Source organism: Candidatus Bathyarchaeota archaeon (assembly GCA_030739585.1).
Classification (GTDB): Archaea; Thermoproteota; Bathyarchaeia; order TCS64; family TCS64.
In genome coordinates this window covers 43,883-67,984 of record JASLYX010000004.1, presented here as the reverse complement: position 1 = coordinate 67,984, position 24,102 = coordinate 43,883, and the positions used below count along the sequence as shown (strand labels likewise).

The window sequence follows — 24,102 nt, the reverse complement described above, 5'->3', positions numbered from 1 at the left end:
GGGTGGATTTTACCTCATCTCCTAAGAATCTATTTGCGCTATTTTTTCTGGGATGTCAAACGTTCCTCGCCCTGGCAACACGATTGGCGATTAGAGCGGCAATGGCCCCGGCTGCAACCCCCCCATCGATGTTGACGACCGCTATCCCAAGGGAGCAAGCCTGAAGCATGGCCATAAGAGCACTGACCCCCTTCCCGCCATATCCATAGCCGATGGACGTCGGAACACCGATTATGGGAACATCCACAAGCCCAGAGACCACCGTAGGGAGGGCTCCCTCCCTGCCGGCGATGACCACCATCACGTCCACGTCCCTCATTATCATCTCCCGTAAGGAAGGAAACAGCCTGTGTAGGCCAGCAACACCAGCGTCATAGGAGGAAAAGACCTCGCAGCCCAACTCCTCTGCCATAACCTTCACCTCCTCGGCGATAGGGATGTCAGATGTGCCCGCGGTCATCACGCCTATGCGCCCTCCAGAATCCTCCACGGTGAAGCCACGCTTTTTAAGGACCGCCATCCTAGCCTTCTCGTTCAAGCAAAGGGTCGCTCCCTCAGGAACAACCCCCCTTATAGCATCCAGTTGCTCGTTGCTTCCCCGGCTGACTATTACCCGTTCCTTGCTCTCCAACATCTTCAGGGAGATCCTAATCACGTCCTCCGTGGTCTTTCCCTCTGCGAGGATGATCTCTGGAAATCCCTTTCGAGTATCCCTTCCAACATCTAGCTTTGCGATGTCCTCTATCTCAATGATGGCTGACGTCTTCATCATCCTCTCTGCTTCATCCACAGAGATCTCGTTCCTAGCTAGCCTTCTCAGAACATCTCTAATTGTGTTTCACCCCGTTTTCTTCCTTTATGAATAGGGTTAGATATCACCTTTACCCCTTATACCCCTGATCTATTTGTCAACTAACATGCGGGTACTTGTCATAGACTGCCAATTAGCTGGTATCGCAGGGGACATGTTGGTCGGGTCCCTCCTGGACCTTGGGGTGGACATCCCCAGGTTTATTGAGGTCATGGAGGACTCAGCAAAATACCTAGAAGGCTGTGACTGCTTGGTCGTCGAGGTAGAAGATGTAGTACGAAGGGGATTCCGGGCAAAGAAACTCCATGTCAAGGCGAAGGAGACGGGACATCATCATTTAATGGGCTCCAAGCTGAGAGACGCCATTCTAAACATCGCCGATGATTTTAAGCTCTCGGAGAACGGCAAAGTCCTGGCCACGAGAACTATCGATAGCTTAATCGGAGCGGAGGCGAAGGTCCACGGGGAGACCCCAAGTGAGGTTCATCTCCACGAGGCTGGCTCCATTGATACTGTCGTCGATATCATTGGCACCGTCTACGCTTTAGACGAGCTGGGGCTAACGAAGGACACCAAGATATACTCAACCCCGGTGGCTGTGGGGGGCGGTATCTTCAAGTTCTCTCACGGTAACGTCCAGAGCCCTGCTCCTGCCACCCTCGAGATTTTGAGAGCGAAGGGTTTCCCGTTGGTTGGCGGGCCAATAGATTTCGAACTGACAACTCCCACGGGGGCTGCATTGCTCGTAAACATCGTCGACGAGGTTACTCCGTTCTATCCCCCTATAAAGCCGACAAGGATAGGCTACGGATCTGGGACGAAAGACTTTGAATCCATGCCTAATATCGTGCGTCTAACCCTGGGAGAGCCCACTAGATCCAGCCTCATGGTAGACGAAATCTACGTCTTGGAGACCAATCTAGATGATGCTACAGGTGAAGTAATCGGATATACCATCGACAGGATGTTGCAGGGAGGAGCCAGGGATATCAGCGTCATCCCAATGACCACTAAGAAAAACCGGCCGGGGCACATTCTTAAAGTGATCACTGATAGAGAGAACGTACACCCTCTCACTATGCTGCTGATGGAGGAGACGGGCACATTGGGCGTCAGAATGTACCCCAGCAAGAGGCATATCCTCACTAGAGACGTGACTTCTATGGAGGTTAAGCTGAAGGGGCTAGAGGGGATAGTACAGGTGAAGGTTTCGAGGAACCGCGAGGGGAGGGTTATCCAGGTCAAGCCCGAGTTCGAGGATGTCAGGTCTTTAGCCGAGAAAACGGGTAGGACCCTGCGAGAGATAATGAGTCTTGTCACAGATCAGGCGAGGCGAGAGATAGCTTCCCATTAGGGAACTGTTGAATGCGATGGACGCGCGTCCATCAACTTCCAATGTTTTCGGCGGTCACCAGCATGCTTCCCGTCCTGTAACCTTCCATGTCAAAAGTGATGAAGTTGAAGCCCAATAACTTTAGTTCTTTGACGACCGTATTCATGACCCCAACGTCAAAAAGAAGATGCCTTTCGTCCCGTCCCACCTCTATCCTCGCCAATCCATCGTGGTCCCGGACCCGGATTTGCCTGACGCCAAATTTCTCTTTGATGAGCTGCTCCGCCGACCCGACCCGGGAAAGCTTTTCCATCGTGATATTGACCCCGAAGGGAATTCTGGACGCTAGACAGGCTAATGAAGGCTTATCGTGAACCGATAGCCCCATACTCTTTGCTAGGGCCCGAATCTCATCCTTCGTGAATTCCGCCTCTACCCAAGGGCTAAAAACGTTCTTCCCCTCCTTCACTGCGTCAAACCCAGGTCTGTGACCACCTAGATCGCTAAAGTTCGTCCCCTCAAAGACAGTGGTGAAACCGATCTCACGAGCGAATGACTGGGAAGAGGTCAGCAATTCAGTTTTACAGAAGAAACACCGATTCTCTGGATTGCTTACAAAGTCCTGCTGTGAGAACTCGTCGGTTTCGATTATATGGTGTCTAATGCCGATCTCCTTGGCCACACTCTTTGCGTCCTCCAATTCCGCAGATAGGTACGTCGGAGAATTAGCGGTCACTGCCACGACCTTATCTCCTAGGATATCATGGCATACGGCAGCCAGAGTTGAACTGTCCACGCCTCCGGAGAAAGCAACTACGACCCCACCCGCCCCCTTTTCATCTATTAAACGCTTTAGAACTTCATATTTTCCAAAGTAATCTTCCACAGTCATTTTATTTATAGGCCCCCGTGCTTTCGTAAATACCAATCATCAATTAATTTAAAGGCTTGTTAACCTCATCGTCATAACACGCATAAGCGCGTGATAATGATCGGATATTTTAGTTTTCACTTATACCCTAAAGGGTAATAACGCACACAGCCCATCTTTCCTCAACCTTGTAAGATTTCAATAGCCATTAGCAAAATATTCTGAGTTCGATAAAAAACGACACTTCAATCAGTTTTTAACGTGGATAGAGATAGTTTCTCTGTTAGATATGGTGAAAGCATCGGTCTTAGAGGATGTGGGGCGGCTTGCAGTCCACGATTATCCCCGACCAGATGTCGGAGAAGGCACTATGCTAATTGATATGGAACTCTGTGGAGTTTGCGGCACCGACATACACCTCTACGGGGGGAATATGAAGGTCCCATTCCCCGTGATCCCCGGCCACGAATTTGTTGGGAGGATCAAGGAGATAGGGGAGGGTGCCGAGAAAATGGAGGCAAAAGGGAAGTACCTCGCAGAGGACGATCTCGTAGCAGTGGTCCCTGGCACTAACCTATTCTGTGGAACCTGCTATTTCTGCCGCTTATTGCCCCACAAACCCACCTATTGTACCAACAGAAGGGTAATGGGAGTCAACCTAAGTAGTGGCGAACCACCACATCTACTTGGGGGTTGGGCCGAGGAGGTTTTCGTCGACGCCGCCCACTACTTTGTCTATAAGATCCCCGATGGCGTCCCCGCAGAGGTTGCTGTCCTGACGGAGCCTATGGCGGTCTCTTCGAGAGCCATAGAGAGGGCTTACTCCCCTGGAATTCAAACATCCATCAAGGGATTCAGGTCGGACGACAGCGTCGTGGTACAGGGGGCGGGACCCATTGGGCTCCTAGCTATTGCAACCGCCCGTATCGCCGGGGCCGGAAGGATCATAGCCGTCGATATGGTCGACGATCGCTTGGAGATCGCCGAGAAGCTAGGGGCGGATTACGTCATCGATATGAGGAGCTTTACGGACCGCGGATCAAGGGTCGCGGAGGTCAAGCGCCTTACCAGCGGCATTGGGGCCGACGTAGTCATTGAGTGCGCTGGGGTCCCCGCAGCCTTCGCCGAGGGAATCGAACTGACAAGAAGGGGTGGCCGATTCGTTGAGGTGGGTCACTATACCGACCCGGGGAACGTTGAAATAAACCCCCACACTATCTGTATGAAGGACGTGGACATCCTGGGGAGCTGGGCTTATCCCCCCGCCCAGTTCGACACAGCCCTCCAGTTCTTGGAGAGGGGAATGGACGATCTCCCTCTGACCGAGATCATCACCCATAAGTTCAGAGTCACCAACGCCGCGAGATCCATCGAGACGGTGAGGAGTCGGAAGGGTATCAAGATGGTCATCACGCCCTAGACCAAGATTCATACCTCTACATTTCAGTAATATTCGTTCACCGCCTGGCTCAGGGGGAACCCTTCACGATATCAACTGAAAGGATTAGGGGGATTGTACATGTATTCAGATAATATACCGTGTCCCGACATGTATATAGAAAGGCAGTTAGCTTCGATCTTGATGGCTTATCGATCTTATATGTCCACCAAGAATATTGAAATATATAACGTTTAGGCGATGAACTTAGCTGATGAGGAAGAAAGTAAGTATTTTTAATGAGGTCCTTGGCCCCGTAATGCACGGGCCTTCAAGCTCCCACACAGCGGCGTCATATTTCATCGGCAGACTCATTAGGGATCTACTCAATGACAAACCTGAGACCGTCATCATCTCATTCGCGGAGGGGGGCTCCTACGCAGAGGTTTACTCTCAGCAAGGTAGCGATCTGGGTTTTGCCACTGGGTTGATGGGGTGGCCGATTACCGACGAAAGATTCTTCGACGCGCTCCAGCTAGCCCGAGATTCTGGGTTATCGATAGCTTTCACAGTTGAGATTCTGGAGGAGGACGATCATCCTAACGCTATTTGGATACAGGGCGTCTCCCAGGGGGGTCAGGAGATCTTTGTGAACGCGAGGTCTACCGGAGGAGGTGCTGTGGAACTGCTGAATCTAAACGGCTGGGAGGTTAACATCACGGGGGACGCCCATAACTTAATAGTTGAGACAGAAAGCAGTGCGGCCTTAAAGATTAAAGAAATACTGTCCTACAATGACCAGATATTAATAGAGCCCTCAATTAAGGAGCGCGATGGGATGGCCCTTATTAGGACTCAACTTTTCAGGCAGCTCAATGAAAACGCGTTGGATGAAATCAACAAAACCGATGGGATAAAATCTATCTGGAAGACTAGCTCTATAAAGTTCCCCAAACCCGGAGATCCCCTATATCTGAGTGGAAAAACCCTAGACGAGTATGCCAAGAAAGAGGGATGTTCGTTGGGAGAAGCAGCCCTCCACTACGAGGCAGCCCTACTAGGCATCACACAAGAAGAGGCTATCGACGAAATGTGGCGGCGATATGAGATCATGGCTCAAGCCGTGGAGCAGGGCCTTAGGGGTAACATCAGAGGGATGCAACTGCTAGAGCCCAGCGCACAGAGGATCTACGAGCTAGAAACAAGAGGGGACCTAGCTACAGGCGGCCTGCATACAAAAGCTGCAGCAAGAGCACTAGCTGCGATGCACGTCAACAGCAGCATGGGGGTCGTTTGCGCGGCGCCTACGGGGGGAGCTGCCGGAACAATTCCCGGTACTATCACGACACTGGTCGATGAGCGAGGCCTGAATAAGATCCAGACCGTGAATGCTCTCTTCGCTGCCGGAGCAATAGGACTTGTGCTAGCAATGAGGGGGACCTTTGCTGCTGAGGTCGCGGGATGCCAAGTGGAAATCGGGGCCGCAGGGGCAATGTCCTCCGCCGCGGTTGTGGAGGTGGCTGGGGGCTCTGTCCGGCAAGCATTGGATGCTGCGGCCATCGCGTTCCAGAACACCATGGGGTCCCCCTGCGATCTGGTTCAGGGCATGGTGGAGATTCCGTGCCACACCAGAAACGCGTTAGCCGCATCATCCGCCTTCGTCTGCGCCGACCTCATTCTCGGAGGATATAGTAACCCTATTCCCTTAGACGAGACTATCGACGCAGTGATGAAAGTGGGGAGGATGCTCCCAAGAGAGCTCAGATGTACAGCTCTTGGGGGACTTGCGATAACCCCATCAGCCCTCGCAATGAAAAGGTTGAGATAATCCGGGTCTCAGCTATGCCTCGGTCCCTTTTATCCACTTGTTTCTTTGAACAAAAAAAGAATTAAAAAACGTTCTAGGGAAAAACAGCGGGGATGTATTTTTCTATCTTCTCGTCGTCGAGCTCCCAGCCTATACCTGGCCCCGTGGGGACGTCGATCCAGCCGTCTTTGAGTACCAGAGGTTTCTTGATGAGGAGGTCGTGGAGCATAATCTCGGTGAACTCCACTATGGGCTGGGCGTTCTTTAGTGCGCACCCGAGGATCACCTTCGCTGCCACCCTCAGCCCCAGACCGTACTCGGTGCCGACTACAATCTCCTTACCCGCAGACTCGGTCACCGAAGCCCACTTTTTTACTCCTAAGATCCCCCCGGCTTTGGAACACTTGGGGTTAATGAGATCCGCTGCTTCATGCTTCAGGATCTTGAAGACCTGGTAGAGGCTGTAAGCGCTCTCGTCGGCCTCAACGGGAATATCCACCGCCTTCACGACTCTGGCCATGCCATCCAGGTCCCATGTGGGGGTAGGTTGCTCAATGAGTTCTAGGCCTACGTCGTACTTGTTGGCGAGGTCGCAAAACCTGATGGCCTGCTGTACTGTGTAGGCTCCATTTACATCGGCCCTAAGGCTGATGTCATCGCCTAGGGCATCCCTGATAGCTCTGAGGCACTTGGCGTCGTTTTCATAGTCCGAGCCGACCTTGGCCTTGATACCCCTTATCCCCTGTTCATAATACTCCAGGCTGTGCTCAGCCATCTTCTCGGGGGTATTTCGAGGGACTTCGATGGAGGCAAGGACCTTGTTCCGGTAGAGTCCACCTAGGAGGGTGGAAACGTTGCAGTTTAGCGATTTGCCAACAAGGTCGTAGAGGGCGAGGTCAATGGCCGATACGGAGCCCCTGTTAGCTCCCCTTGATTTTCTCCCTCTGATGGTGTCTATGGTTCGCTCCAGATTAAAGGGATCCAGCCCTATGAGGTGGGGGACAAACATTTTGTCGATGATAAACTTAACCGCCTCGAGGGGCTCTTTACCGTCCGTAGGTGCCTCCCCAACCCCGGTAATACCCTCATCTGTGTGGATCTTTACTATTACGTAATCCAATAGCTTATGGCCGTCAGTATTTCTAAGTGGGTTTCTTACCAAAGGATCCCCGGTGTAGAACTTTTTTGGCCTATTTTTTCCCCCTGTCTTGTCTTCCCCATCCCTATAGAAGCCAACGGGCATTCTCACGGGGATGGTCTCAATTTCTGTTATCTTCATAGATTTCTCCTTCCTGATTTGTATATTCAACTAATTCAAGTTCATCCATATATGGACTCCCGCGAAGCTGAGGCGAGAGCGCTCGCCAAGGGATCACGGTTCATATATTTCTCGACCTTCTTTGGGTCCAACTCGAGTCCCAACCCTGGGCCTGTGGGAACGTCAAGATAACCGTCCTTGAGCTTCAGGCGTTCGGAAAGCAGTGTTTCGTGGATCATTATCTCCGTGAACTCTATAACGGGGTGGATGGTCTTTGTAGATCCTCCTAGATGCAACTTCGCGGCGATCTGGGAACCCACCCCCCACTCTGTCCCGATGACTGTTGCGAGGCCAGCTGACTCAGCTACGGCAGCCCATTTCTTGACCCCATAGAATCCCCCTGCCTTAGCGATCTTGGCGTTGATTACGTCTGCAGCTCCCTTCTTGATGATCCTCATAACATCAAAGAGGCTGAAGGCGCTCTCGTCGGCCTCGATGGGGATGTCCACAGTCTTGGTTATCCTAGCCATCCCGTCTAGGTCCCATTTCTTGGTAGGCTGTTCAAGGAGCTCCAAATCCACGTCGAATTTCTGGGTTAGCTTGCACATCTTGATGGCCTCCTTGGGGGTGTAGGCTTGGTTGGCATCCGCCCTGATGCTTATCTTGTCTCCCATAGCATCCCGCATAGCCTTTAGGGAGAGGGCATCCCGGAGGGGGTCAGACCCAACCTTAGCCTTGAAGCCTCGGACCCCTTGCTCGTAATACTCCAGGCTGTGTTCAGCCATCTTTTCGGGGACACCCCGCGGCACCTCCGTAGAGAGAAGTATTTTGTCTTGGTGACAGCCCCCTAGGAGATTGCAGACAGATGTGTTCATCGCCTTCCCTAGAAGATCATGTAAAGCGAGATCAATCCCAGAGGTGGCCAGAACGTTGTGCCATCCTCCTGTCCTGGTGACTATATGGAGGATCTGCTCTCTGTCAAAGGGATCCATTCCAATGATACGGGGCCCCATGTAGTTGTCTATGATGATCTTTACAGACTCCCAGGGCTCCCCAAAAAATCCCACGTCTGGAGCCGCTGCACCTATGCCTGTAATATCTTCATCTGTGTGGATCTTGACTATAATATTATCGAGGAGGAGGGCGTCGTTGGGCGCCGTTCTGCGGCTCCCCGAGAGTGTTTTTCCTGTGTAATATTTATCGGGGGCGTTGACTCCCCTGACTTTGCACATACCATCCTTGAAGAATCCCACGGGAATGCTTACGGGGATGGTCTCAACTTTTGTTATCTCCAAAGTACTGATCAAAAAAGCTACGTATTTTCAAAAGATAAAACGTTTTCTTATGAAGATCTAGGCTTCACATATTTAGCGGAAAATTATTTGCATAAAAACAACTGGAATTAAAAAAATAAAATAAAAAGGAAAGGATTTGTGTTTAAAACCCGATTGTCGCCAGGGCGTCCAGGATAATTTGCACGAACTTTATACCGAAAGCCATATGGAAACCAAGCTCACCAGCCCAGTAGGGGCCTAGCGAGGCCAGAAGAAAGTATCTCCCTAGCGTTGTGAGGTTTCCATAGATCCCAGTTTGTTCTTTACTATAAGTGAAGTAAAGTATTGCAGTTACTGTTGCGACCAAGACTATTAGCGCATTTATCGTTCCAACCAAGCTAGACCCAGAAACTAAACTGGATGCTGTAGCTGAAATCTGGCCGATAATCTGAGCGCTCATGACTCCCGTCAACATCGCTCCCATAGAGATACCCATCATAGTAACTGTCGGGATGCGCGCTAACCACTTGTAACGCTGGTCAAACACACCCACGAACATTATTCCGATGAGTATTGGTATGATGAGTAAAATCTTTGACCCATCAAGGATGGGGACGATTGCCTTTTGCATCACGTTGTTGATGTTGACGAGTACGCCGTTCGCAGCGCCACCAGCTACCGATGCAACGGTCGCTATTTTGAAGAGTGGGTTGTCTTTGTAGGTCCATGAAGCCACCATGAGCCATAGGGTCACAGCGATCCATGCTGTCAATGCATCTGCCATTTAGCTTGTGCCTCCTTTATTTTTCTTCGAACCAAAGTAAGAAATATTGCCTATCACGATGAAGGCAGCGGTTGCCAGATATGCCAGAGTCTTTGCATCGGATATACGTGCACCATTGCCGGGTACTTTGCCGATGTACTCAAGCTCAGCGCCACCGGTGCTCCCCTCGATTATACCGAGGATACCGTTATTCGGATAGTATGTACCCGAGAGTACTGTTCCACCAGTTAGCGTGTATGAGACGAGTGGGATGTTGTATTTGGTATACCATTGTCTTACTGGCGCCTCAACCCAAGTTTGGGATGGGGAACCTGTGATTACAAGGCCTATGTCATTGGAATCATGTAGGTTGTTCATGATAGGTAGACTACTCAGAGATGTTCCGTCAAAGTCCTTTCCGAAGGTTGCATGGAAGTCCTCGGCCATGAGCGAAAGCGCCCCCTCACCTCCAGGGAGGAAGCCCATTTGAGCCCAGTCTTTGCCATAGGTCTTTCCCACCGCCTCCGGGGATTTTGCGACCAAGTCGGAGATGTATGCATGGAGTAGTGGCGTATCCTCGCCTAGAGCAACCATCACAAATTTGACATTATTTTTCAATAATATTCTCATTAGTGCTACGTGCCCTACTTCAGCTTCAGCCAATGCTCCCATGCCCCAATTATCCTCCCAGACAACAATCTTGTTAGATGGTACGTCTTGTATTGCATCCACTGCATCGTGTGTCCACTGTGTAGTGGATATAGGTAAATTCAGTGGTATCAAAAGAGGTATGAATATTAGGACCAGTATTACAGCACCAACCCAGAACCAGTGTAGTCCCCCGAGCTTTTCGATCATGGTATCGCCATCGATTTTCATTGGATCAGACATTTTTCATATCCTCCTAATCCACGATCCCCTTCTCTTTACCAGTCAGCATTCTTAGAGAAAGTAAAAGGGCACCAACACCCATGGTGATGATAGCTCCTCTCATGCCACCCTTTCCGGGCACATTCACTATCCATTGTTTGAAATCCCCAATTAAGGGAACCATAGCGGGTATACTTGGAGCAAGGGTTAGTAAGTAAGTCAAGCCGGTGACGGCAAGTATAATGGACTCCTTAGATCTCATCTGGAACGCCTTGTAAGCGGCCCAAGGCTCTAAGAATACATAGAACACCCAGACAGCCTGAGCGAGGTTGCCGTAGATAGTATTCATTAGCCATTTGTAACTGTCCCCACTGACTCCACCCGTCAGCAAAGCGACGCCAATGTATATTACGAATACCGCGAAGAACTCTATGGCATACATCATACCTGACCCTTGCTTGGCTCCTGTTAACTCCCTAGAGTATCTTACTATTAGTGTGATAGCAGCAACAAAGAATGTGAAGCTGGCGATTATGGTCAACCAAAGCGTCAGCTCATTTTTAACGAATGTCAATGGACCTTCAGGTAGAGCATACTCGATGAGAAAAACCGCAACTATAATCGTAAGGATATATTGCGGTACTTTTCGTTTATAATCAAACGACATTTCATCATACTCCCTAAATAAACATCCAAGCTACCAGCTTTTGTGCGCCAACAAAGTAAGCCAAAGAAGTAATTATTGTCAGTGCGACCAAAGTGAACTTCATCCAGTCACCACCGATGAAGCTCGCCGCCATGTCAGAGTCATTCGAGACTTTGGCAGAAGCCGCGTACATCTCGTCACCCAGAAGGGCATAGTCCGCTAACATCGCGAGGCCAAAGATCATGCCCCACCTGGAGCCTCCGCCTACCCCGATCCCTCCCTGGGCTCTGCAGATTGCATAAGCCCAGACGGTCTCAACTGATAAGGCGCCCATAGTGACATTCATTGCGGTACCTAGAGACACCATGTCCCTGATCCCACCCGTCATATATCCCCTGTAGTCGCCGTAGTATCGAAGCGTGGAGACCTTGTCCAGCTCGTCTTGCTTACCTTCCGCGGCATACGCGTCTGAAACGATAGCGTCTGCCTGTGCGTAAAGGTGTGGATTTGGGGAGATCCTGACAATCAGGTTCGCCCCTGTTCTGGCACAAAGCGTGGCAGTGTAAGAGAGGAAGTTAAGGGCAGAGATAGTTCCAGCTGCCCGGTCTCCACCTAACCGAGACGCGTCTCCAAGACCAAAGTGTACGGGCTTATCGGTCTCTACACTTCGGCCCACACCCTCCTCGATGGCATCGATTGCAGGGAAGTTTCTGAGCTCAGGAATAGACTTACCACCCGTTGATTGCATTAACCAGTACACATAGTACACGATCATGACTAGAAGTATCAGAACTTCGAATTCACGTCCTGTTCTTATTATCATAAGTATCACATGTTTTTGCTAACTTCGGTATATGTTTATTATACATATAAGATTTTCATGACACAAAAAGTGGAATAATGAAAATTTTCGTTCGCGTGCGATTAAGTTAATGTATTAGAATCACTTTTTTAGATGTAAGTCCTTTCCTGATCTGCTTTGATCGATGAGTCTCCTGAAAAAAAAACAAAAGATTTCATTGTTAAACCAGAGAAAACTGTTGGGTTCCAAGTTCCAACGCTGGATATTTCAGAGGATAGAGAGGAGGAGATCCTAGATATCTTGGCGAAAAGAATCGTTGACAACAGGTTGGAGTCTGTCGCGATGCTATTTCTCATCCCTTTGCGCCCTATAAGCCCTATAGTCAGTCAGCTCACGCTGCTCCCTTTTGCCCCTCTTCTGGAGGCATTTGACATCCCTGGCTTCGATTACATTGCATTCCTAAACAACAGCAATAACGTCAAAGGTCTTGTAGAGAGAATTGAGTTCCTAGCGAAGGAACGGGACGAGAAGAAGCGTAAGGAGAATAACCAGAGGGACAAGGGAGATAACTGGTTCAGTAGGCTCATGAAAATTATTGGCCTATAGAACGTGCAATCAATAAGTGACATTTTTTTTAATGCGAAAAGTTCGTTCAAACTTATTAATGCTTATCCCTGATATCTTTCAAGTACATCATGAAAAAATTCGAGGGAACATTTGTCGTCTCAGTCACCCCCATGACAAAAGATGAAGAGCTAGACCTAGAGTCGTTCAAGGATAACCTCGATTACTACATCGAGAATGGCGTTCACGGGATAGCTGTTAACGGGAGCACAGGGGAGTTCGCCGCCCAAAGCTTAGAGGAGCTGAAGAGCGTTATGGACGCTGCTGTTGAGGCCGTGGATGGCAGGGTCCCCCTAATCAGTGGGACAGCTGCTTGCTCAACTCTGAGGGTCATAGAACTCACAAAATACGCCGAGGAGGCGGGGGTAGATGGAGCTCTCATAGTCCCTCCGTACTATTCGAAAATTGATATGGAGGAGGTCTACCAACATTTCAGGGTGATCAACGAGGCCGTTAACATCCCTATAATGGTCTATAACAACCCCTGGACCTGCAAGATCGATATCCCCCCAGAGGGCTTAGCGAGGCTCTCTGAGCTGGATAACGTCCGGTACGTAAAGGAGAGCAGTGGGGATATCACACGAATACCCCAGATACTGGACCTTACCAAAGGAAAGATGGTCGTCTTTTGCGGATCCGACAACCTCGCCTTAGAGTCCTTCTTCATGGGCGCCATGGGCTTCATTTGCGTCGGAGCGAATATCTTCCCTAAGCACATGAGCAAGCTGTACGAATACGCGAACTGGGAGAAAGACTACGATAAGGCCAAATCCCTCTACTCCGCAGTGCTGCCTCTCGGCAACTTTTTAGAGGGCTCCGGCAAGTTCACCCAGGGGGCAAAATACGGCCTAGAGTACTTCGGAAGGAAGGCGGGGCCATCTAGGAAGCCCCTTTTGCCTCTGAGTGATGAGCACAAGAAGCAAGCTGAGGAGATCTTTAAGAGAATCCAGTCTGTTCAGCTATAAAGCTAAACCAACCTTTTTTTTTTAGGTTTGATACCTACTAGTCAGAACACCCTCCAATCAGGTGAACTATACATGATCGTAGACATCAAGATCTACTACTACAGCGTATTTGGTAAGGGAAACATTTCCCTGGAGTTCCAAGGGGAGGAGGTCACTATTCAGGACATCCTGTCCAGGCTCGAGAAGGATTACGGGGAGGCCTTCAAGTGCCAAAGCGGTAGGACACTCATCGAGTCCTTCGGCACCTACTTTAATCTGTTCCTAAACGAGGAGTACATCGCCCTCCCCGAGCAGACAGGGAGAAAACTAAACGACAACGACGCCCTAGTTATATTACACCCTGTTAGCGGGGGATAGCGGAGATAAAACAGTTTTATCATTGCTAGGTGAATTGATGCCCGTTATCGGAGGTAGGGGGAGACATGGATCCACTTGAAAAAACGAGAATCGGGAAAACCGACCTACAAGTTACTCTTCTGGGGCTGGGCTGCTCGGGGTTAGCAAGGGCTGATACCACCAGGGAGGCCATCGAGACCTTCCGGACTGCCATGGAACAGGGGGTACGCTATATCGACACCGCCCCCCTTTACGGGCAGGGCAGGAGCGAGGCCCGCCTCGGAGAGGCACTCAAAGACTTTGACCGGGAAAAGATCGTTATCTCAACCAAAGTGGGGAGACTCCTCCGGTCCACAGATAACTACGAGAAGAGCCACGGATATACGCCAGTCCACAATTACACCCGTGGGGCCATTGTAGACTCATTGGAGAGTAGCCTAGGTCGTCTGGGAGTTGACTCTGTGGACATACTATACATTCATGACGCCGACAACCACTGGGACCAAGCGATAGGTGAGGGCTATCCTGCCCTAGCTGAGATGAGGGACGACGGGAAGATCAAGGCCATCGGAGCTGGGATGAACCAGTGGGAGATGGAGCTCCGATTCGCCCAGGAGGGAGAGTTCGACTGCTTCCTCTTAGCGGGTAGATATACCCTCTTGGAGCAGAAGGCTATCACAGAGTTCCTCCCCTACTGCGAGGAGAACCATATCAGCGTCGTCATAGGGGGACCCTACAACAGTGGGGTCCTTGCGAAGCCCGATGGGAGATATAATTACAAGGAGGTCCCCCCCGAGGTCTCAGCCAAGGTCGCGAGGCTCCAGGAGGTTTGCATTAAACACGGAGTTCCGATGAGAGCAGCCGCCCTCCAATTCGTGATGGCCCATCCTGCAGTGGCCTCGGTGATACCAGGAACCAAGTCACCCAGGCATCAGGAGGACAATTTTCGGATGATGAGTCACCCCATCCCCGGGGAGTTTTGGGAGGGACTCCGGGAGAAGGAACTGATCCATCCAGATGCTCCGGTTCCCCAGTAAGGTTGGAATTTCCATTTAATCTCCAGGGATTTCCCTGGTGTTTCTGGACAAAGTTATTACTTGACCACATATCTAGCACAATGTGCCGAGGAGAAAAAGAATGGCCAAGAAGATACTACATATAGGACTGGATGGGATGAACCGTCCCCTTCTCAAGAGGTTCATCGCAGAGGGGGCCCTGCCAACGTTTAAGCGCATGATAGAAAGGGGGACTCTCAATAGGCTGCTACCCTCCATCCCCGCGTGGACTCCCACCAACTGGGCAGCCCAGGTCACAGGCGCTGAGCCCGGAGTCCACGGGCTGGCGGGGTGGGAACGCAGGCAAAAGACCCAGCCCTGGGATGCACCCCGGATCCTTTCTTGGGAGACAACTGACTGGAGGGCTGAGACCATCTAGGAGGGTGCTGAGGAGGCGGGCCTCAAATCTATGATAACCTTTTACCCCGTTGCCACGTGGCCTACTCCAGTGGAATCCGGCTATGTCGTAGCCCCGGGATTCCGTGACCCCCCTTTTGTGGTCGCCGACCCCGTCCAGTTCTACTGCTCACTGTCTGGGATCGGTGTATCTGGGGAGGATCCCCTGATCCAAGAAAGTATTGACTTGACAGTGGACAGAGCTGAGGAGGGGCCGCCCCCCGGAAGCACGGTGCTCGAGTTGAAACCCTCCAAGTGTAGGCAATATGAGCCTCTCAAGGCCTGGACCAGCGTTCTACACTTCAAACTCATGGATGGGATGACTGACAACCGCTTAGAGCTCACGGTGCTCGCCTCCGAGGACGGGGGTTTAGAAAAGTTCATGATCTCTGAGCGAGGGGAAAATGGTGCCTTCCTTGCAGAGCTGGAGCTGGGCGAATGGACAGACTGGATGGTTCACGGCTTCGGTGAGGAAAATACCCGCGAGGGGAGCGTGAGATTCTACCTCCTCGAGGTCTCTCCTGGGGGCGGGAACTTCCGGTTCTGCCACTCACAAATCTATCCCATTCGGGGCTTCACATATCCTGAGGGGCTGAGCAAGGAGCTAGTAGAGGAGGTGGGTCCCTTCTTCGTGAAGAACTCAGTGAGCCCAATAGACGATCCTCAACTTGACGCCTTCCTCCTAGAGCATCTCTACCAAGGGTGCTGGATCGCCAAGGCTGCGGCCTATGTACAGGAGAAGTATGGATGGGATCTCCACTTCTGCCACTGGCACCTCTTTGATAACCTCAACCACCACTCAGTTAACCCTGCAGACCCGGAGGGCCCTAATTATAACATCTAGACCGGGATCTGGAACATAGAAGCCCAGAAGAGGGCCTACAAGATTGCGGATAAGGCCCTGGAGGAGTTCCTCGAACTGGCGGATGATGAAACCTATGTAATAGTGATATCAGACCACGGGATGATCCCAGCCCATCGCTGGTGCGATGTAGACGTCCTCCTTGCCAAGAAAGGTCTCTTGGTATTCAAGGAGAACGGGAGGGCGATCGACTTCGAGCATTCAAAAGTCTACACCCTGGCCACCCGGGGCTCCGAGATCTTCGTGAATCTGGAGGGCCGGGAGCCTATGGGGATTGTCCCTTCAGAAGATTATGAGGTCATTCAGGAGGCGGTCATAGATGCCCTTCTAGAGTGGAGGGACAGGATGACCGGGAAGCGGCCTATAGCTCTCGCTTTGAAGTTAAAAGACTCTCAAATCATCGGTTTCTGGGGGAGGAGCAGGGGGACGTGATCTTTACTTACAACGGTGGATTCGGCTGGGGGGCAGTCTATGAGCGGGGGGGTTCAGCGGAGCCCGTGATGAACCGTCAGAGCATCGGCCCTGGAAGAGGGGCGCTGCACGGGTCTATGATCCCCAGCACCGAGACCCCCCTCTTCACTAATATGGGCTGTATGATCATGACGGGGCCTGGGATCAAGGCTGGATACGAGAGAGACTGGAAACGGTATGGACTGATGCGGGAGATCGATATCGCCCCCACGTTAAGTCACGTCTTGGGGCTGAGGCCACCTAAACAGAATAACGGGGCGGTTCTACACGACATCTTCGAGGACCCGTATGAACTTCCTGGATAAGGCCCGGATTGGGAAGACTGACATTCATGTTACCCGACTTGGGCTGGGATGCTCAGGGCTCGCCCGATCTAGGACGGTCGAGCAAGCCGCCGAGACATTCCGGACTGCAATGGCGCAAGGGATAAACTACATCGATACGGCACCGCTTTACGGCCTGGGCTCCAGCGAGGAGAGGCTGGGTAGAGTACTCCCAGAGTTTGACAGGAGTCACATCGTCATCTCTACCAAGATAGGCAGGACATTATGCAACAGGAAACGGTTCGGCGGAGGCTCCTCGGTTGAATTGATATATGACTATACTCGAGATGGTGTCCGCGAATCCTTAGAGGGGAGCCTGGAGCGTATGGGTGTAGACTTTGTAAACATTCTTTTCATCCATGGCCCGGATAGTCATTACGGTCCAGCAATAGAAAATGCCTATCCCGCGCTCGCAGAGCTCCGAGATGACGGGGTTGTGAAGGCTATCGGAGCGGGAATGAACCAGTGGGAGATGGAACTAAAGTTCGCTCAGGAGGGGGAATTCGATTGCTTCCTTCTGGCAAACAGGTATACCCTGCTAGAGCAGGGGGCCATCACTGAGTTCCTTCCCTACTGTAAAAAAAACGACATTAGCGTCATCATCGGGGGCCCCTACAACAGTGGGGTCCTCGCGAACCCTGGAGAGGGGAGGTACGAGTACAGGGCTGCCCCTTCAGAGATAGTTGATAGAACGCTTAGGCTGAAGGGGATCTGCGAGAAATACGGTGTCCCCCTAAGGGCTGCTGCCCTCCAGTTTGTCTTAGCCCATCCTGCTGTGGCATCTGTCATCCCAGGCACGAAATCTCCCGAGCATCAGGAGGATAATTTCCGGATGATAGATCATCCCATCCCCGCGGATTTGTGGGGGGAGCTTAGAGAAGAGCAGTTGATCCGCCCCGAGGCGCCTACTCCTCGGTGAGATTCATCCGATCATGAGGTACTCTCTCGAGAAACCCTCTGTACAAGCATTTTAAACTTTGAACAGAGTAGATTGGTTTGTGTTATATTTTGGGTGAGGAGACAAAAATCAAAAAAGTTTCTCAAGAGACGATGGAGAAATTGAAAAAGATCTCTGCCACAACGGCCTGGGGCACCTTGGGTCGTGTAATGGGAAACCGGATGCTTAGGGACTCTTATCGTATGATGAACATGAGGCCTATTGATATTTCACGTACCATCTGCGGACCCGCGGTTACCGTGAGATATCTTGAGGTCGATCCCCTGAACCCAACAGCAGAGCACGAGTTTCTTATAGCAAACCACAAGAAAATGATGGTAGAGATGATGGAATCCCTCAGCGAGGGGGACGTCCTCATCCTCGCGGCCTGCGGCCACGGTGACTCTGGGGTGGCCGGTGAGGGAATGAACTACGGTTTCGAGGCCCATGGTGCCTCGGGGGTCCTAGTTGACGGAGGAGAGAGGGATGTCCCTGTACTGAGGACAGACATTACTATCCCTATTTACATGACGGGGCAAGCTACCCTCACCACGGCTGGATGGCACATCCACAAAGGCCGGCCCAGCGGGGTTCTCCCTCAAAACGTCAACGTTCTAGTGGAGTGTGATGGGGTCATCGTAAGGCCCGGGGATATAATCATAGGGGACGAAGGGGGCGTCCAGGTAATTCCCGTCGAGTATGCCGATAAGGTAGGAGAGATCGGTGCGGCCCTTGAGGAGATCGAGGAGCTCCAGAGGAGGCTCATCGAGAACGGTGAATATACCCACGGCCAGCCTATGGACGAGGAGACTCTAAAGAGGCATGGCCTCCTAGAGAAGTATAAGATGACCCGGGAAGCCCAGGTCTAATAAAAAATAGTGGAGTGCGGAGGTTTCTGCTCACATCATTAAAGATGTCCCAGGCTGCTTTCCGTAGACAGCCTCAATTATCCCCTTCATGTAGCCGATGGCATAGAATTTCCCCATTAACCGGTACCCTGAGTTGGGGGGAAGGGTTGCGTATCCCGCAGATCGAGCCTGGTGGTCTGGTCTCATGGGGCCGTCGTACCCGACGTCTTTTAAGGCTTGGATGTTTGCAATCAGATCTGATTGGCCGTCGTCGTGGAAAACTTCGGAGAATTTCGTGGCGACCCCCTTGATGTCCCTAAAGTGGACAAAGTTGATCTTCTTCCTCTTCCCAAAGTATCGAATCATAGCAGGCACGTCCTCTCCCATCTCGGCCCAGCAGCCCATACAGAAAGAAATGCCATTGTACTCACTATCTACCACCTCGGTGATGCGTTTGAACCCCTCGAAACTAGTGAATGGTCTCCCTATTCCCTTAAGTATGGGAACGGGGGGGTCGTCTGGGTGGACGGCCATCCTTACATCTGCCTCCTCACAAACGGGGATAACCCGCTCCACGAAATACTTCCAGTTGTCAAACATCTTCTCCTGGCTGATGACACCATGTTCTGTGAGGGGAGCGTTCTTCATGAGGTCCATATCGAAGCTGGTGACTCTGGCGTTTCCCCTAGTACGTGTCGTCATCGAAGTCCTTGTAGTCCCTATGGGGGTGAAGTTGTAGGTGATCCTGCGGAACCCCGCTGCCCCCATGTTTCTGATGGATGTACAAAAGTTCTCAATTTGCTTGTCCCTGCCCGGAAGCCCCAGCTTAACCAGATCTATTGGGGTTGCCGAGTCGATGATGGAGATCTTGAGACCAGCATCCTCAATACGCGTCCTCATCTTTAGCAGATTATCAAAAGACCAAACCTCCGGCCTGATTACCTGACTTACTTTTGGAGTGGAACTTCCATACATGAATCCCTCGTAGAGGTCGAGGGGGGGTTGACCGACTATCTCGTCGACCCCAAACTGCTTCGCCAATTTTAGGCGTTCGTCAGTCAAATCCTGCCCAATTTGAAGAGCTACTTTAATCATGCTAACTCACTAAGTATCTTCATACCTCAAACATATTTGAAATCTTGGCCTAGATGGAAACTTTCGCTTGTAAGCGATTAGTCTAGCGCTCGATCTCTAGGACCTCAAGGCGCCTGAAGATACTCCGGAGCTGGCGCCTCATAGAGGTGCGGTTCGGGCTGAGGCCTAGGTAGTCTGCAAAAGATGGGGTCGTTTTAATGATGGCGCTTCTTCCGTTCTTCTTCCTGGAAATGAGCCCCATATCCTCTAAGGCCCGAAGATGCTTGTATGCATGGCTCCCCCTGGCAGTCGCGACCTCCCTCTGCTCCACGGGCTGGTTGTACGCCACGTAGCTAAGGGTTCTCAACGGACCCGCAGTGAGTATAGGCTTTATAGAAAAACGGCGGGCCTGTTTGTTGAAGTTGGGCTTGAGCTGGAGGACAACCCTCTCCCCCGTTACCTTGGCAACTTCGAGGGGGCTCCCATCTTTCTCATAGGCCTCCGAGAGCTCCCGAATCAAAGAGATAGCCTCCATCTCTGAACCGAGCCTTAAGTAAGCTACTAGGGAGGTCAATGAGACGGGACGACTGGAGGCATACAGGATCGCCTCGAGTTCGGCCACCTTCTCATTCATCTCCTTCACCAGACATCCCCTTTAAAACTAAATATTTAACGTGGCTTCGATTAATAACCTATACGCCCGCTTCCTGCCTAGATCAGTTTCCCGATATCGGTCCTGTAGAAGAGGTCTCCTCTAATCCCGGGTATATCCCGATACACTTTTTCCCTTGCCTCCTCTACTGTATCGCCTTTCGCTAGGAGAGCAATAGCGCGGCTCCCTGTTGTCCTTACCGCTCCGGTTTCCTCATGAACAGAAGCGTAATAGGTCTCAGAGTCACTGAGGGCAGTGATAGACAAATCGCGTCCCAGCTTCGGTTCAGTAGGGTAGCCTTCAGGGACCATGTAGACGCATACGGTAGCCTTCCGCTCAAAGGATGGTTTACGGAGTTTTCCATCAATTATCTCCCAGCCAATATCAAGGAGGGGATCCTCGAGGAGGGAGAGGACGTTCATGGCCTCTGGGTCCCCGAACCTGCAGTTGTACTCGATGAGGTAGACGCCCCGGTCGGTCTCCATGAAGCCTCCGTAGAGGGTCCCCTTGAAGGCTATACCAGTCCCCGTGAGCTTTTTGACCGTCTCCTCCATGATCCTGGTGCCTTTTTTGACGCTCTCGTCGCTGATCATGGGAAGGTCGTGGTCGGGGCAGCTGTAGCTTCCCATGCTGCCCGTGTTGGGGCCAGTGTCTCCGTTATAGGCCCTTTTGTAGTCCCTGACGAGGGGCATGACCTCGACATTACTCCCGTCAGTGAAGGCCTGGAGGGTGAACTCATTCCCGGAGAGCTTCTCCTCAAGTACGATGAGCCCGTCCTCCCGTATCCTTTCCATGGCGTAGTCCACGACTTCCAAGGCCCCATGGAGATGCTCTCCGGTAATCTTGACCCCCTTCCCCCCGGTTAGCCCATCGGGCTTCACCGCGATATCAGGATAACTAGAAAGGAAATCCTTTACCTGGGACTTATTTCTGCACACTGCGTACATAGGATTCCCGGCGATCCCTGACTTCTCTAGGAACTCCCGTGTGAAGGCTTTGCTCCATTCAAGCCTTGCCGCTGCCCTAGTTGGACCAACAACTGGGATCTCCCTCTCGTTCAGGACGTCTGTCACTCCCGCAGCGAGTGGGGCTTCCGGCCCTATGAACGCTAAGTCAACATCCGTGAACTGCGCGTAGAGCCCTATGTTGTTGATGTCCATTATTACCGACTTCTTGGAGAGCCCAGCTATGCCAGGGTTTCTGCGTGCCATGGCTGAGTAGAGTTCCACACCGCTCTCTACGAGGGCTTTCGCGATTGCGTGCTCCCTAGCCCCGTTCCCAACGATTAGTACTTTCACAATGTTCGACCATCCATTTTTTTTGGTTTTTAGAGGGATTCCACCTTGAATAGGGAAGACAAGTGGAAAAGGTTTGTTGAAAGGTCTATCCTATGTAGCAGGCTAGGGGATTGAAACGCTTCGCGCGCGACCATGTGGGAATCGTGGTTCTGTCTCTCAGATCTCCGATCAATCGAGGCTCACTCGTGCGTAAAATATACGAAAAGGGTCTATTTTATACGAGAGTTTCACTCAATGCCTGCATATTTTCCTCTACTTGTATATGCTAAACTCAAGGATTTCCCAATTGCATGATAAGTCCTGTTACCTGGGCTATATACAAAAGGGTTGATGGCCTCGATATCAGGCACGTTCCGATCCGTTACAGCGGCATCCTCCGCCTTGACGTCAATTATCTCACCTATAAACTGAGTGTGCAGACCAATCTCTAGCGAATGGATGACCTTGCACTCGAGGACAAGGGGGAACTCGGCTATGTATGGCGCGTCGACTAACACGCTTCTCACGGAGGTCAATTTTGTAACAGCGAATTTGTCAACATCCCTACCTGAAGCCGTCCCAATGAAGTCCACCTTCTCTACGTCCTCCTCCCTCGGGATATTTATCGTGAAAGCCTGCCGCTCCACGATGTTCCCGTAACTATAGGTAGCCTTCCTGAGGGAAATATTTACACAGGGAGGGCGAGAGCAACAGACACCTCCCCAGGCCGCTGTCATAACGTTTGGCTTTCCTTCTCTATCGAAAGTTCCTACCACCCATACCGGGGTGGGTATCGCGAGGACCTTAGCTCCGAGAGATTTCATGTTATAGCGTGGAGCATATACAGTAATTAATATCTTTTTAGAACTCCTTGCAGGAGTTAAAATAAGGGATCGTCCTGCACATACGATCTTCCGAGGATGACCGCCAACTCAGCTTTGTGCAGCTCTTTTCCGAGGTATGCTGCGTGGTTAAGGTCCCCCACTAGTTTTTCCCTAATGATTGTTTGGTAGACCTCCCGGGCGTTCCTCCCCCTCACAGCCACGTCCGGGCTCCCGCATCCGTCGAAATGGATAGCAACAATGTTGTCGTTTGTTCTGTCCACGAGAATCCTATACCATCCGAGCCGGTCTATAGCTCCGTCTTCCTCAGGCATTGCTTGGATCACCTTGGCTCCCCTAGATAATCTCTCTTGATACTCTGGCTCTCTCCATTTCTTCTCCTTGAGAACTAGCGCGTCTATTCCGAGGTCCTTGGGTGGAGTCCCTCTCCGTTTGGCTAGGTACATCATCTTCGCGGATCGGGAGGTTTCCCTTACACTCCCCTTGGCCTTAGTACTATGCTCCGGGATGAAGAGGAGTTGGGCTCCGACCTCCGCTGCCAAGGCAGCCAGAATTCCGTTTACCCCAGTGGAGTCGACGTCAATTAACTCGGTTACATTTCCAAGACCGTACAGAACGGGAGTGCTCTTATCCAGGTCCCTAAAGAGCTTGTATGCCATCAGAGACTCGAGTAAGCCCGGTTTGATAACTGGCTCGAGCACTGGGTCTGCAATAATTTTCTCAATTCCTAACTCAGTTGCCCTCTTGATGTTTGCAATTAATAATGCCACCCTCTCGTTTGCACCTCGGGGGATGAATCCATTTCTCATGTTAGAGGGGAGCACCACCACAGGGACGTTTAAGACATAGGGTGCAACCTCCTCTAGGGTACCTGCGTCGACGCTGAGCACTAGATCGGCGCCGGCGTCCACAGCTGCCTCTATCTCGAGTGGATCCAACGTATCGATGCTGACTGGGAGGTCGATGACGGATTTGACTTCCTCCACAATGGTCTGGGCGGACTCTGGGCTTGATTGCCCAGCGATCATTCCAATATCCACGATGTCGGCTCCCTCACGCTGGTAGTATCTGGCCCTTTCGGTGACTTTTTCGAGTTCTAGAGTTGGAGCGTTGACGATCTCAGCAATTATCCGCATTGGAAATGAGGCACCTATTGGCACCTGGTGCCCGTTACTACCGATGAGAAGGCCCCCATGTTCTTTCAGAAGAGAGCGCCAATTCTCCTCATCTCTCCTGATCTCAGTGATCGCTCTCTCGCTCTGTGCATCAACTAGGCGCTCTGTCGCTGACACTGTTTTTGAAAGTTCTATTCTATCGAGAAGCCCAAGGAGGAGGGATATATCATTCATGTTGGATGGACCCTTGAAAGTGGGAATACCCGTTGCTTTCTCCACCAAGGTAACATCCCCTCTGACTGTTCCGGGGAGGAGAATGAGATCGTAATCTTTCACGCTCTCCCTGGCCAAGTTCCGGGTAGCGAACTGCGGGGTAATAAATGCTGCGACCGATACCGGGAGAGAGAAGACATCAACATCAAACCCCGAATCAGCGACGTTCCGTGACACAGTATCGAAAGCGAGTCTCCCTGTGACCACGAGAATCTTCACGGTTTCAAGTCGACTCCAAC

At 51.4% G+C, this 24,102-nt stretch carries 26 protein-coding genes; 13 read left to right on the top strand and 13 right to left on the bottom strand.

What is annotated here, in order from left to right; translation table 11 throughout:
• Positions 1-55 precede the first annotated feature (55 nt).
• Positions 56-790 (bottom strand): nickel pincer cofactor biosynthesis protein LarB, encoded by a 735-nt coding sequence (gene larB / locus QGG23_04975; GenBank protein ID MDP6048780.1) that lies wholly within the window; start codon positions 788-790, stop codon positions 56-58.
• A 127-nt stretch (positions 791-917) separates the two neighbouring features.
• Between larB and larC the strand changes: the two genes are divergently transcribed.
• On the top strand, positions 918-2,165 hold the full coding sequence (gene larC / locus QGG23_04970; protein ID MDP6048779.1) for a nickel pincer cofactor biosynthesis protein LarC: 1,248 nt from the start codon (positions 918-920) through the stop codon (positions 2,163-2,165).
• Positions 2,166-2,196: 31 nt separating this feature from the next.
• On the opposite strand, the gene larE is transcribed toward larC, so the two are convergent.
• On the bottom strand, positions 2,197-3,036 hold the full coding sequence (gene larE, locus QGG23_04965; protein MDP6048778.1) for an ATP-dependent sacrificial sulfur transferase LarE: 840 nt from the start codon (positions 3,034-3,036) through the stop codon (positions 2,197-2,199).
• Positions 3,037-3,304: 268 nt separating this feature from the next.
• Here larE and QGG23_04960 point away from each other — a divergent pair, with 268 nt between their 5' ends.
• Both QGG23_04960 and QGG23_04955 read left to right on the top strand, forming a co-directional pair.
• Positions 3,305-4,435, top strand: a complete 1,131-nt coding sequence (locus QGG23_04960; GenBank protein ID MDP6048777.1) for a zinc-binding dehydrogenase — start codon at positions 3,305-3,307, stop codon at positions 4,433-4,435.
• A 232-nt stretch (positions 4,436-4,667) separates the two neighbouring features.
• A complete protein-coding gene (locus QGG23_04955; protein MDP6048776.1) occupies positions 4,668-6,221 on the top strand; it encodes an L-serine ammonia-lyase, iron-sulfur-dependent, subunit alpha in 1,554 nt (517 codons plus the stop codon).
• A 73-nt stretch (positions 6,222-6,294) separates the two neighbouring features.
• Here the strand turns inward: QGG23_04955 and QGG23_04950 are convergent, their stop codons facing one another.
• The 6 genes from QGG23_04950 to QGG23_04925 all read right to left on the bottom strand — a co-directional run bounded on the left by QGG23_04950 (position 6,295) and on the right by QGG23_04925 (position 11,834).
• On the bottom strand, positions 6,295-7,479 hold the full coding sequence (locus QGG23_04950) for a mandelate racemase/muconate lactonizing enzyme family protein (GenBank protein ID MDP6048775.1): 1,185 nt from the start codon (positions 7,477-7,479) through the stop codon (positions 6,295-6,297).
• Between the two features lie 41 nt (positions 7,480-7,520).
• Complete coding sequence (locus tag QGG23_04945) at positions 7,521-8,753, bottom strand: mandelate racemase/muconate lactonizing enzyme family protein (protein MDP6048774.1); 1,233 nt, start codon at positions 8,751-8,753, stop codon at positions 7,521-7,523.
• Between the two features lie 142 nt (positions 8,754-8,895).
• On the bottom strand, positions 8,896-9,516 hold the full coding sequence (locus tag QGG23_04940) for a hypothetical protein (protein ID MDP6048773.1): 621 nt from the start codon (positions 9,514-9,516) through the stop codon (positions 8,896-8,898).
• Positions 9,517-10,386 carry a hypothetical protein gene (locus QGG23_04935; GenBank protein ID MDP6048772.1) on the bottom strand — a complete coding sequence of 290 codons (870 nt, stop codon included), beginning with the start codon at positions 10,384-10,386 and terminating at the stop codon, positions 9,517-9,519.
• 13 nt (positions 10,387-10,399) lie between these two features.
• The gene (locus QGG23_04930) at positions 10,400-11,032 is read right to left on the bottom strand and encodes a hypothetical protein (protein ID MDP6048771.1); all 633 of its coding nucleotides are present in this window, start codon (positions 11,030-11,032) and stop codon (positions 10,400-10,402) included.
• Positions 11,033-11,045: 13 nt separating this feature from the next.
• Complete coding sequence (locus QGG23_04925; protein ID MDP6048770.1) at positions 11,046-11,834, bottom strand: hypothetical protein; 789 nt, start codon at positions 11,832-11,834, stop codon at positions 11,046-11,048.
• 156 nt (positions 11,835-11,990) lie between these two features.
• On the opposite strand from QGG23_04925, the gene QGG23_04920 reads away from it, so the two are divergent.
• From QGG23_04920 to QGG23_04875, 10 genes are all read left to right on the top strand, one after another.
• Complete coding sequence (locus tag QGG23_04920; protein ID MDP6048769.1) at positions 11,991-12,419, top strand: hypothetical protein; 429 nt, start codon at positions 11,991-11,993, stop codon at positions 12,417-12,419.
• An 89-nt stretch (positions 12,420-12,508) separates the two neighbouring features.
• A complete protein-coding gene (gene dapA / locus QGG23_04915) occupies positions 12,509-13,402 on the top strand; it encodes a 4-hydroxy-tetrahydrodipicolinate synthase (GenBank protein ID MDP6048768.1) in 894 nt (297 codons plus the stop codon).
• Positions 13,403-13,474: 72 nt separating this feature from the next.
• Positions 13,475-13,759 carry a MoaD/ThiS family protein gene (locus tag QGG23_04910; protein ID MDP6048767.1) on the top strand — a complete coding sequence of 95 codons (285 nt, stop codon included), beginning with the start codon at positions 13,475-13,477 and terminating at the stop codon, positions 13,757-13,759.
• A 65-nt stretch (positions 13,760-13,824) separates the two neighbouring features.
• Entirely contained in the window at positions 13,825-14,775 is a 951-nt protein-coding gene (locus QGG23_04905; protein MDP6048766.1) for an aldo/keto reductase, read from the top strand.
• Positions 14,776-14,875: 100 nt separating this feature from the next.
• A complete protein-coding gene (locus QGG23_04900) occupies positions 14,876-15,172 on the top strand; it encodes an alkaline phosphatase family protein (GenBank protein ID MDP6048765.1) in 297 nt (98 codons plus the stop codon).
• Positions 15,173-15,202: 30 nt separating this feature from the next.
• The gene (locus QGG23_04895; protein MDP6048764.1) at positions 15,203-16,033 is read left to right on the top strand and encodes a hypothetical protein; all 831 of its coding nucleotides are present in this window, start codon (positions 15,203-15,205) and stop codon (positions 16,031-16,033) included.
• 15 nt (positions 16,034-16,048) lie between these two features.
• On the top strand, positions 16,049-16,483 hold the full coding sequence (locus QGG23_04890) for an alkaline phosphatase family protein (GenBank protein MDP6048763.1): 435 nt from the start codon (positions 16,049-16,051) through the stop codon (positions 16,481-16,483).
• Entirely contained in the window at positions 16,480-16,827 is a 348-nt protein-coding gene (locus tag QGG23_04885; GenBank protein MDP6048762.1) for a hypothetical protein, read from the top strand. The genes QGG23_04890 and QGG23_04885 overlap by 4 nt, the downstream gene beginning before the upstream one ends.
• The gene (locus tag QGG23_04880) at positions 16,811-17,764 is read left to right on the top strand and encodes an aldo/keto reductase (GenBank protein ID MDP6048761.1); all 954 of its coding nucleotides are present in this window, start codon (positions 16,811-16,813) and stop codon (positions 17,762-17,764) included. The genes QGG23_04885 and QGG23_04880 overlap by 17 nt, the downstream gene beginning before the upstream one ends.
• Positions 17,765-17,895: 131 nt before the next feature.
• Positions 17,896-18,651, top strand: a complete 756-nt coding sequence (locus QGG23_04875; GenBank protein MDP6048760.1) for a hypothetical protein — start codon at positions 17,896-17,898, stop codon at positions 18,649-18,651.
• A gap of 30 nt (positions 18,652-18,681) precedes the next feature.
• On the opposite strand, the gene QGG23_04870 is transcribed toward QGG23_04875, so the two are convergent.
• From QGG23_04870 to QGG23_04850, 5 genes are all read right to left on the bottom strand, one after another.
• Positions 18,682-19,725 (bottom strand): mannonate dehydratase, encoded by a 1,044-nt coding sequence (locus QGG23_04870; GenBank protein ID MDP6048759.1) that lies wholly within the window; start codon positions 19,723-19,725, stop codon positions 18,682-18,684.
• 82 nt (positions 19,726-19,807) lie between these two features.
• Entirely contained in the window at positions 19,808-20,338 is a 531-nt protein-coding gene (locus QGG23_04865) for an SMC-Scp complex subunit ScpB (GenBank protein MDP6048758.1), read from the bottom strand.
• Positions 20,339-20,415: 77 nt separating this feature from the next.
• Positions 20,416-21,654, bottom strand: coding sequence for a phosphoribosylamine--glycine ligase (gene purD / locus QGG23_04860; GenBank protein MDP6048757.1), 1,239 nt, complete (start codon positions 21,652-21,654; stop codon positions 20,416-20,418).
• A 227-nt stretch (positions 21,655-21,881) separates the two neighbouring features.
• Positions 21,882-22,457 (bottom strand): flavin reductase family protein, encoded by a 576-nt coding sequence (locus QGG23_04855; GenBank protein MDP6048756.1) that lies wholly within the window; start codon positions 22,455-22,457, stop codon positions 21,882-21,884.
• 56 nt (positions 22,458-22,513) lie between these two features.
• On the bottom strand, positions 22,514-24,082 hold the full coding sequence (locus QGG23_04850) for a dihydropteroate synthase-like protein (GenBank protein ID MDP6048755.1): 1,569 nt from the start codon (positions 24,080-24,082) through the stop codon (positions 22,514-22,516).
• Positions 24,083-24,102 lie beyond the last annotated feature (20 nt).

Excerpts from the sequence above, each read along its gene's own strand:
- larC (MDP6048779.1), top strand. The coding sequence starts at position 918 with ATGCGGGTACTTGTCATAGACTGCCAATTAGCTGGTATCGCAGGGGAC.
- larE (MDP6048778.1), bottom strand. The coding sequence starts at position 3,036 with ATGACTGTGGAAGATTACTTTGGAAAATATGAAGTTCTAAAGCGTTTA.
- QGG23_04960 (MDP6048777.1), top strand. The coding sequence starts at position 3,305 with ATGGTGAAAGCATCGGTCTTAGAGGATGTGGGGCGGCTTGCAGTCCAC.
- QGG23_04955 (MDP6048776.1), top strand. The coding sequence starts at position 4,668 with ATGAGGAAGAAAGTAAGTATTTTTAATGAGGTCCTTGGCCCCGTAATG.
- QGG23_04950 (MDP6048775.1), bottom strand. The coding sequence starts at position 7,479 with ATGAAGATAACAGAAATTGAGACCATCCCCGTGAGAATGCCCGTTGGC.
- QGG23_04940 (MDP6048773.1), bottom strand. The coding sequence starts at position 9,516 with ATGGCAGATGCATTGACAGCATGGATCGCTGTGACCCTATGGCTCATG.
- QGG23_04935 (MDP6048772.1), bottom strand. The coding sequence starts at position 10,386 with ATGTCTGATCCAATGAAAATCGATGGCGATACCATGATCGAAAAGCTC.
- QGG23_04930 (MDP6048771.1), bottom strand. The coding sequence starts at position 11,032 with ATGTCGTTTGATTATAAACGAAAAGTACCGCAATATATCCTTACGATT.
- QGG23_04925 (MDP6048770.1), bottom strand. The coding sequence starts at position 11,834 with ATGATAATAAGAACAGGACGTGAATTCGAAGTTCTGATACTTCTAGTC.
- dapA (MDP6048768.1), top strand. The coding sequence starts at position 12,509 with ATGAAAAAATTCGAGGGAACATTTGTCGTCTCAGTCACCCCCATGACA.
- QGG23_04910 (MDP6048767.1), top strand. The coding sequence starts at position 13,475 with ATGATCGTAGACATCAAGATCTACTACTACAGCGTATTTGGTAAGGGA.
- QGG23_04905 (MDP6048766.1), top strand. The coding sequence starts at position 13,825 with ATGGATCCACTTGAAAAAACGAGAATCGGGAAAACCGACCTACAAGTT.
- QGG23_04900 (MDP6048765.1), top strand. The coding sequence starts at position 14,876 with ATGGCCAAGAAGATACTACATATAGGACTGGATGGGATGAACCGTCCC.
- QGG23_04895 (MDP6048764.1), top strand. The coding sequence starts at position 15,203 with ATGATAACCTTTTACCCCGTTGCCACGTGGCCTACTCCAGTGGAATCC.
- QGG23_04880 (MDP6048761.1), top strand. The coding sequence starts at position 16,811 with ATGAACTTCCTGGATAAGGCCCGGATTGGGAAGACTGACATTCATGTT.
- QGG23_04875 (MDP6048760.1), top strand. The coding sequence starts at position 17,896 with ATGGAGAAATTGAAAAAGATCTCTGCCACAACGGCCTGGGGCACCTTG.
- QGG23_04870 (MDP6048759.1), bottom strand. The coding sequence starts at position 19,725 with ATGATTAAAGTAGCTCTTCAAATTGGGCAGGATTTGACTGACGAACGC.
- QGG23_04865 (MDP6048758.1), bottom strand. The coding sequence starts at position 20,338 with ATGAATGAGAAGGTGGCCGAACTCGAGGCGATCCTGTATGCCTCCAGT.
- QGG23_04855 (MDP6048756.1), bottom strand. The coding sequence starts at position 22,457 with ATGAAATCTCTCGGAGCTAAGGTCCTCGCGATACCCACCCCGGTATGG.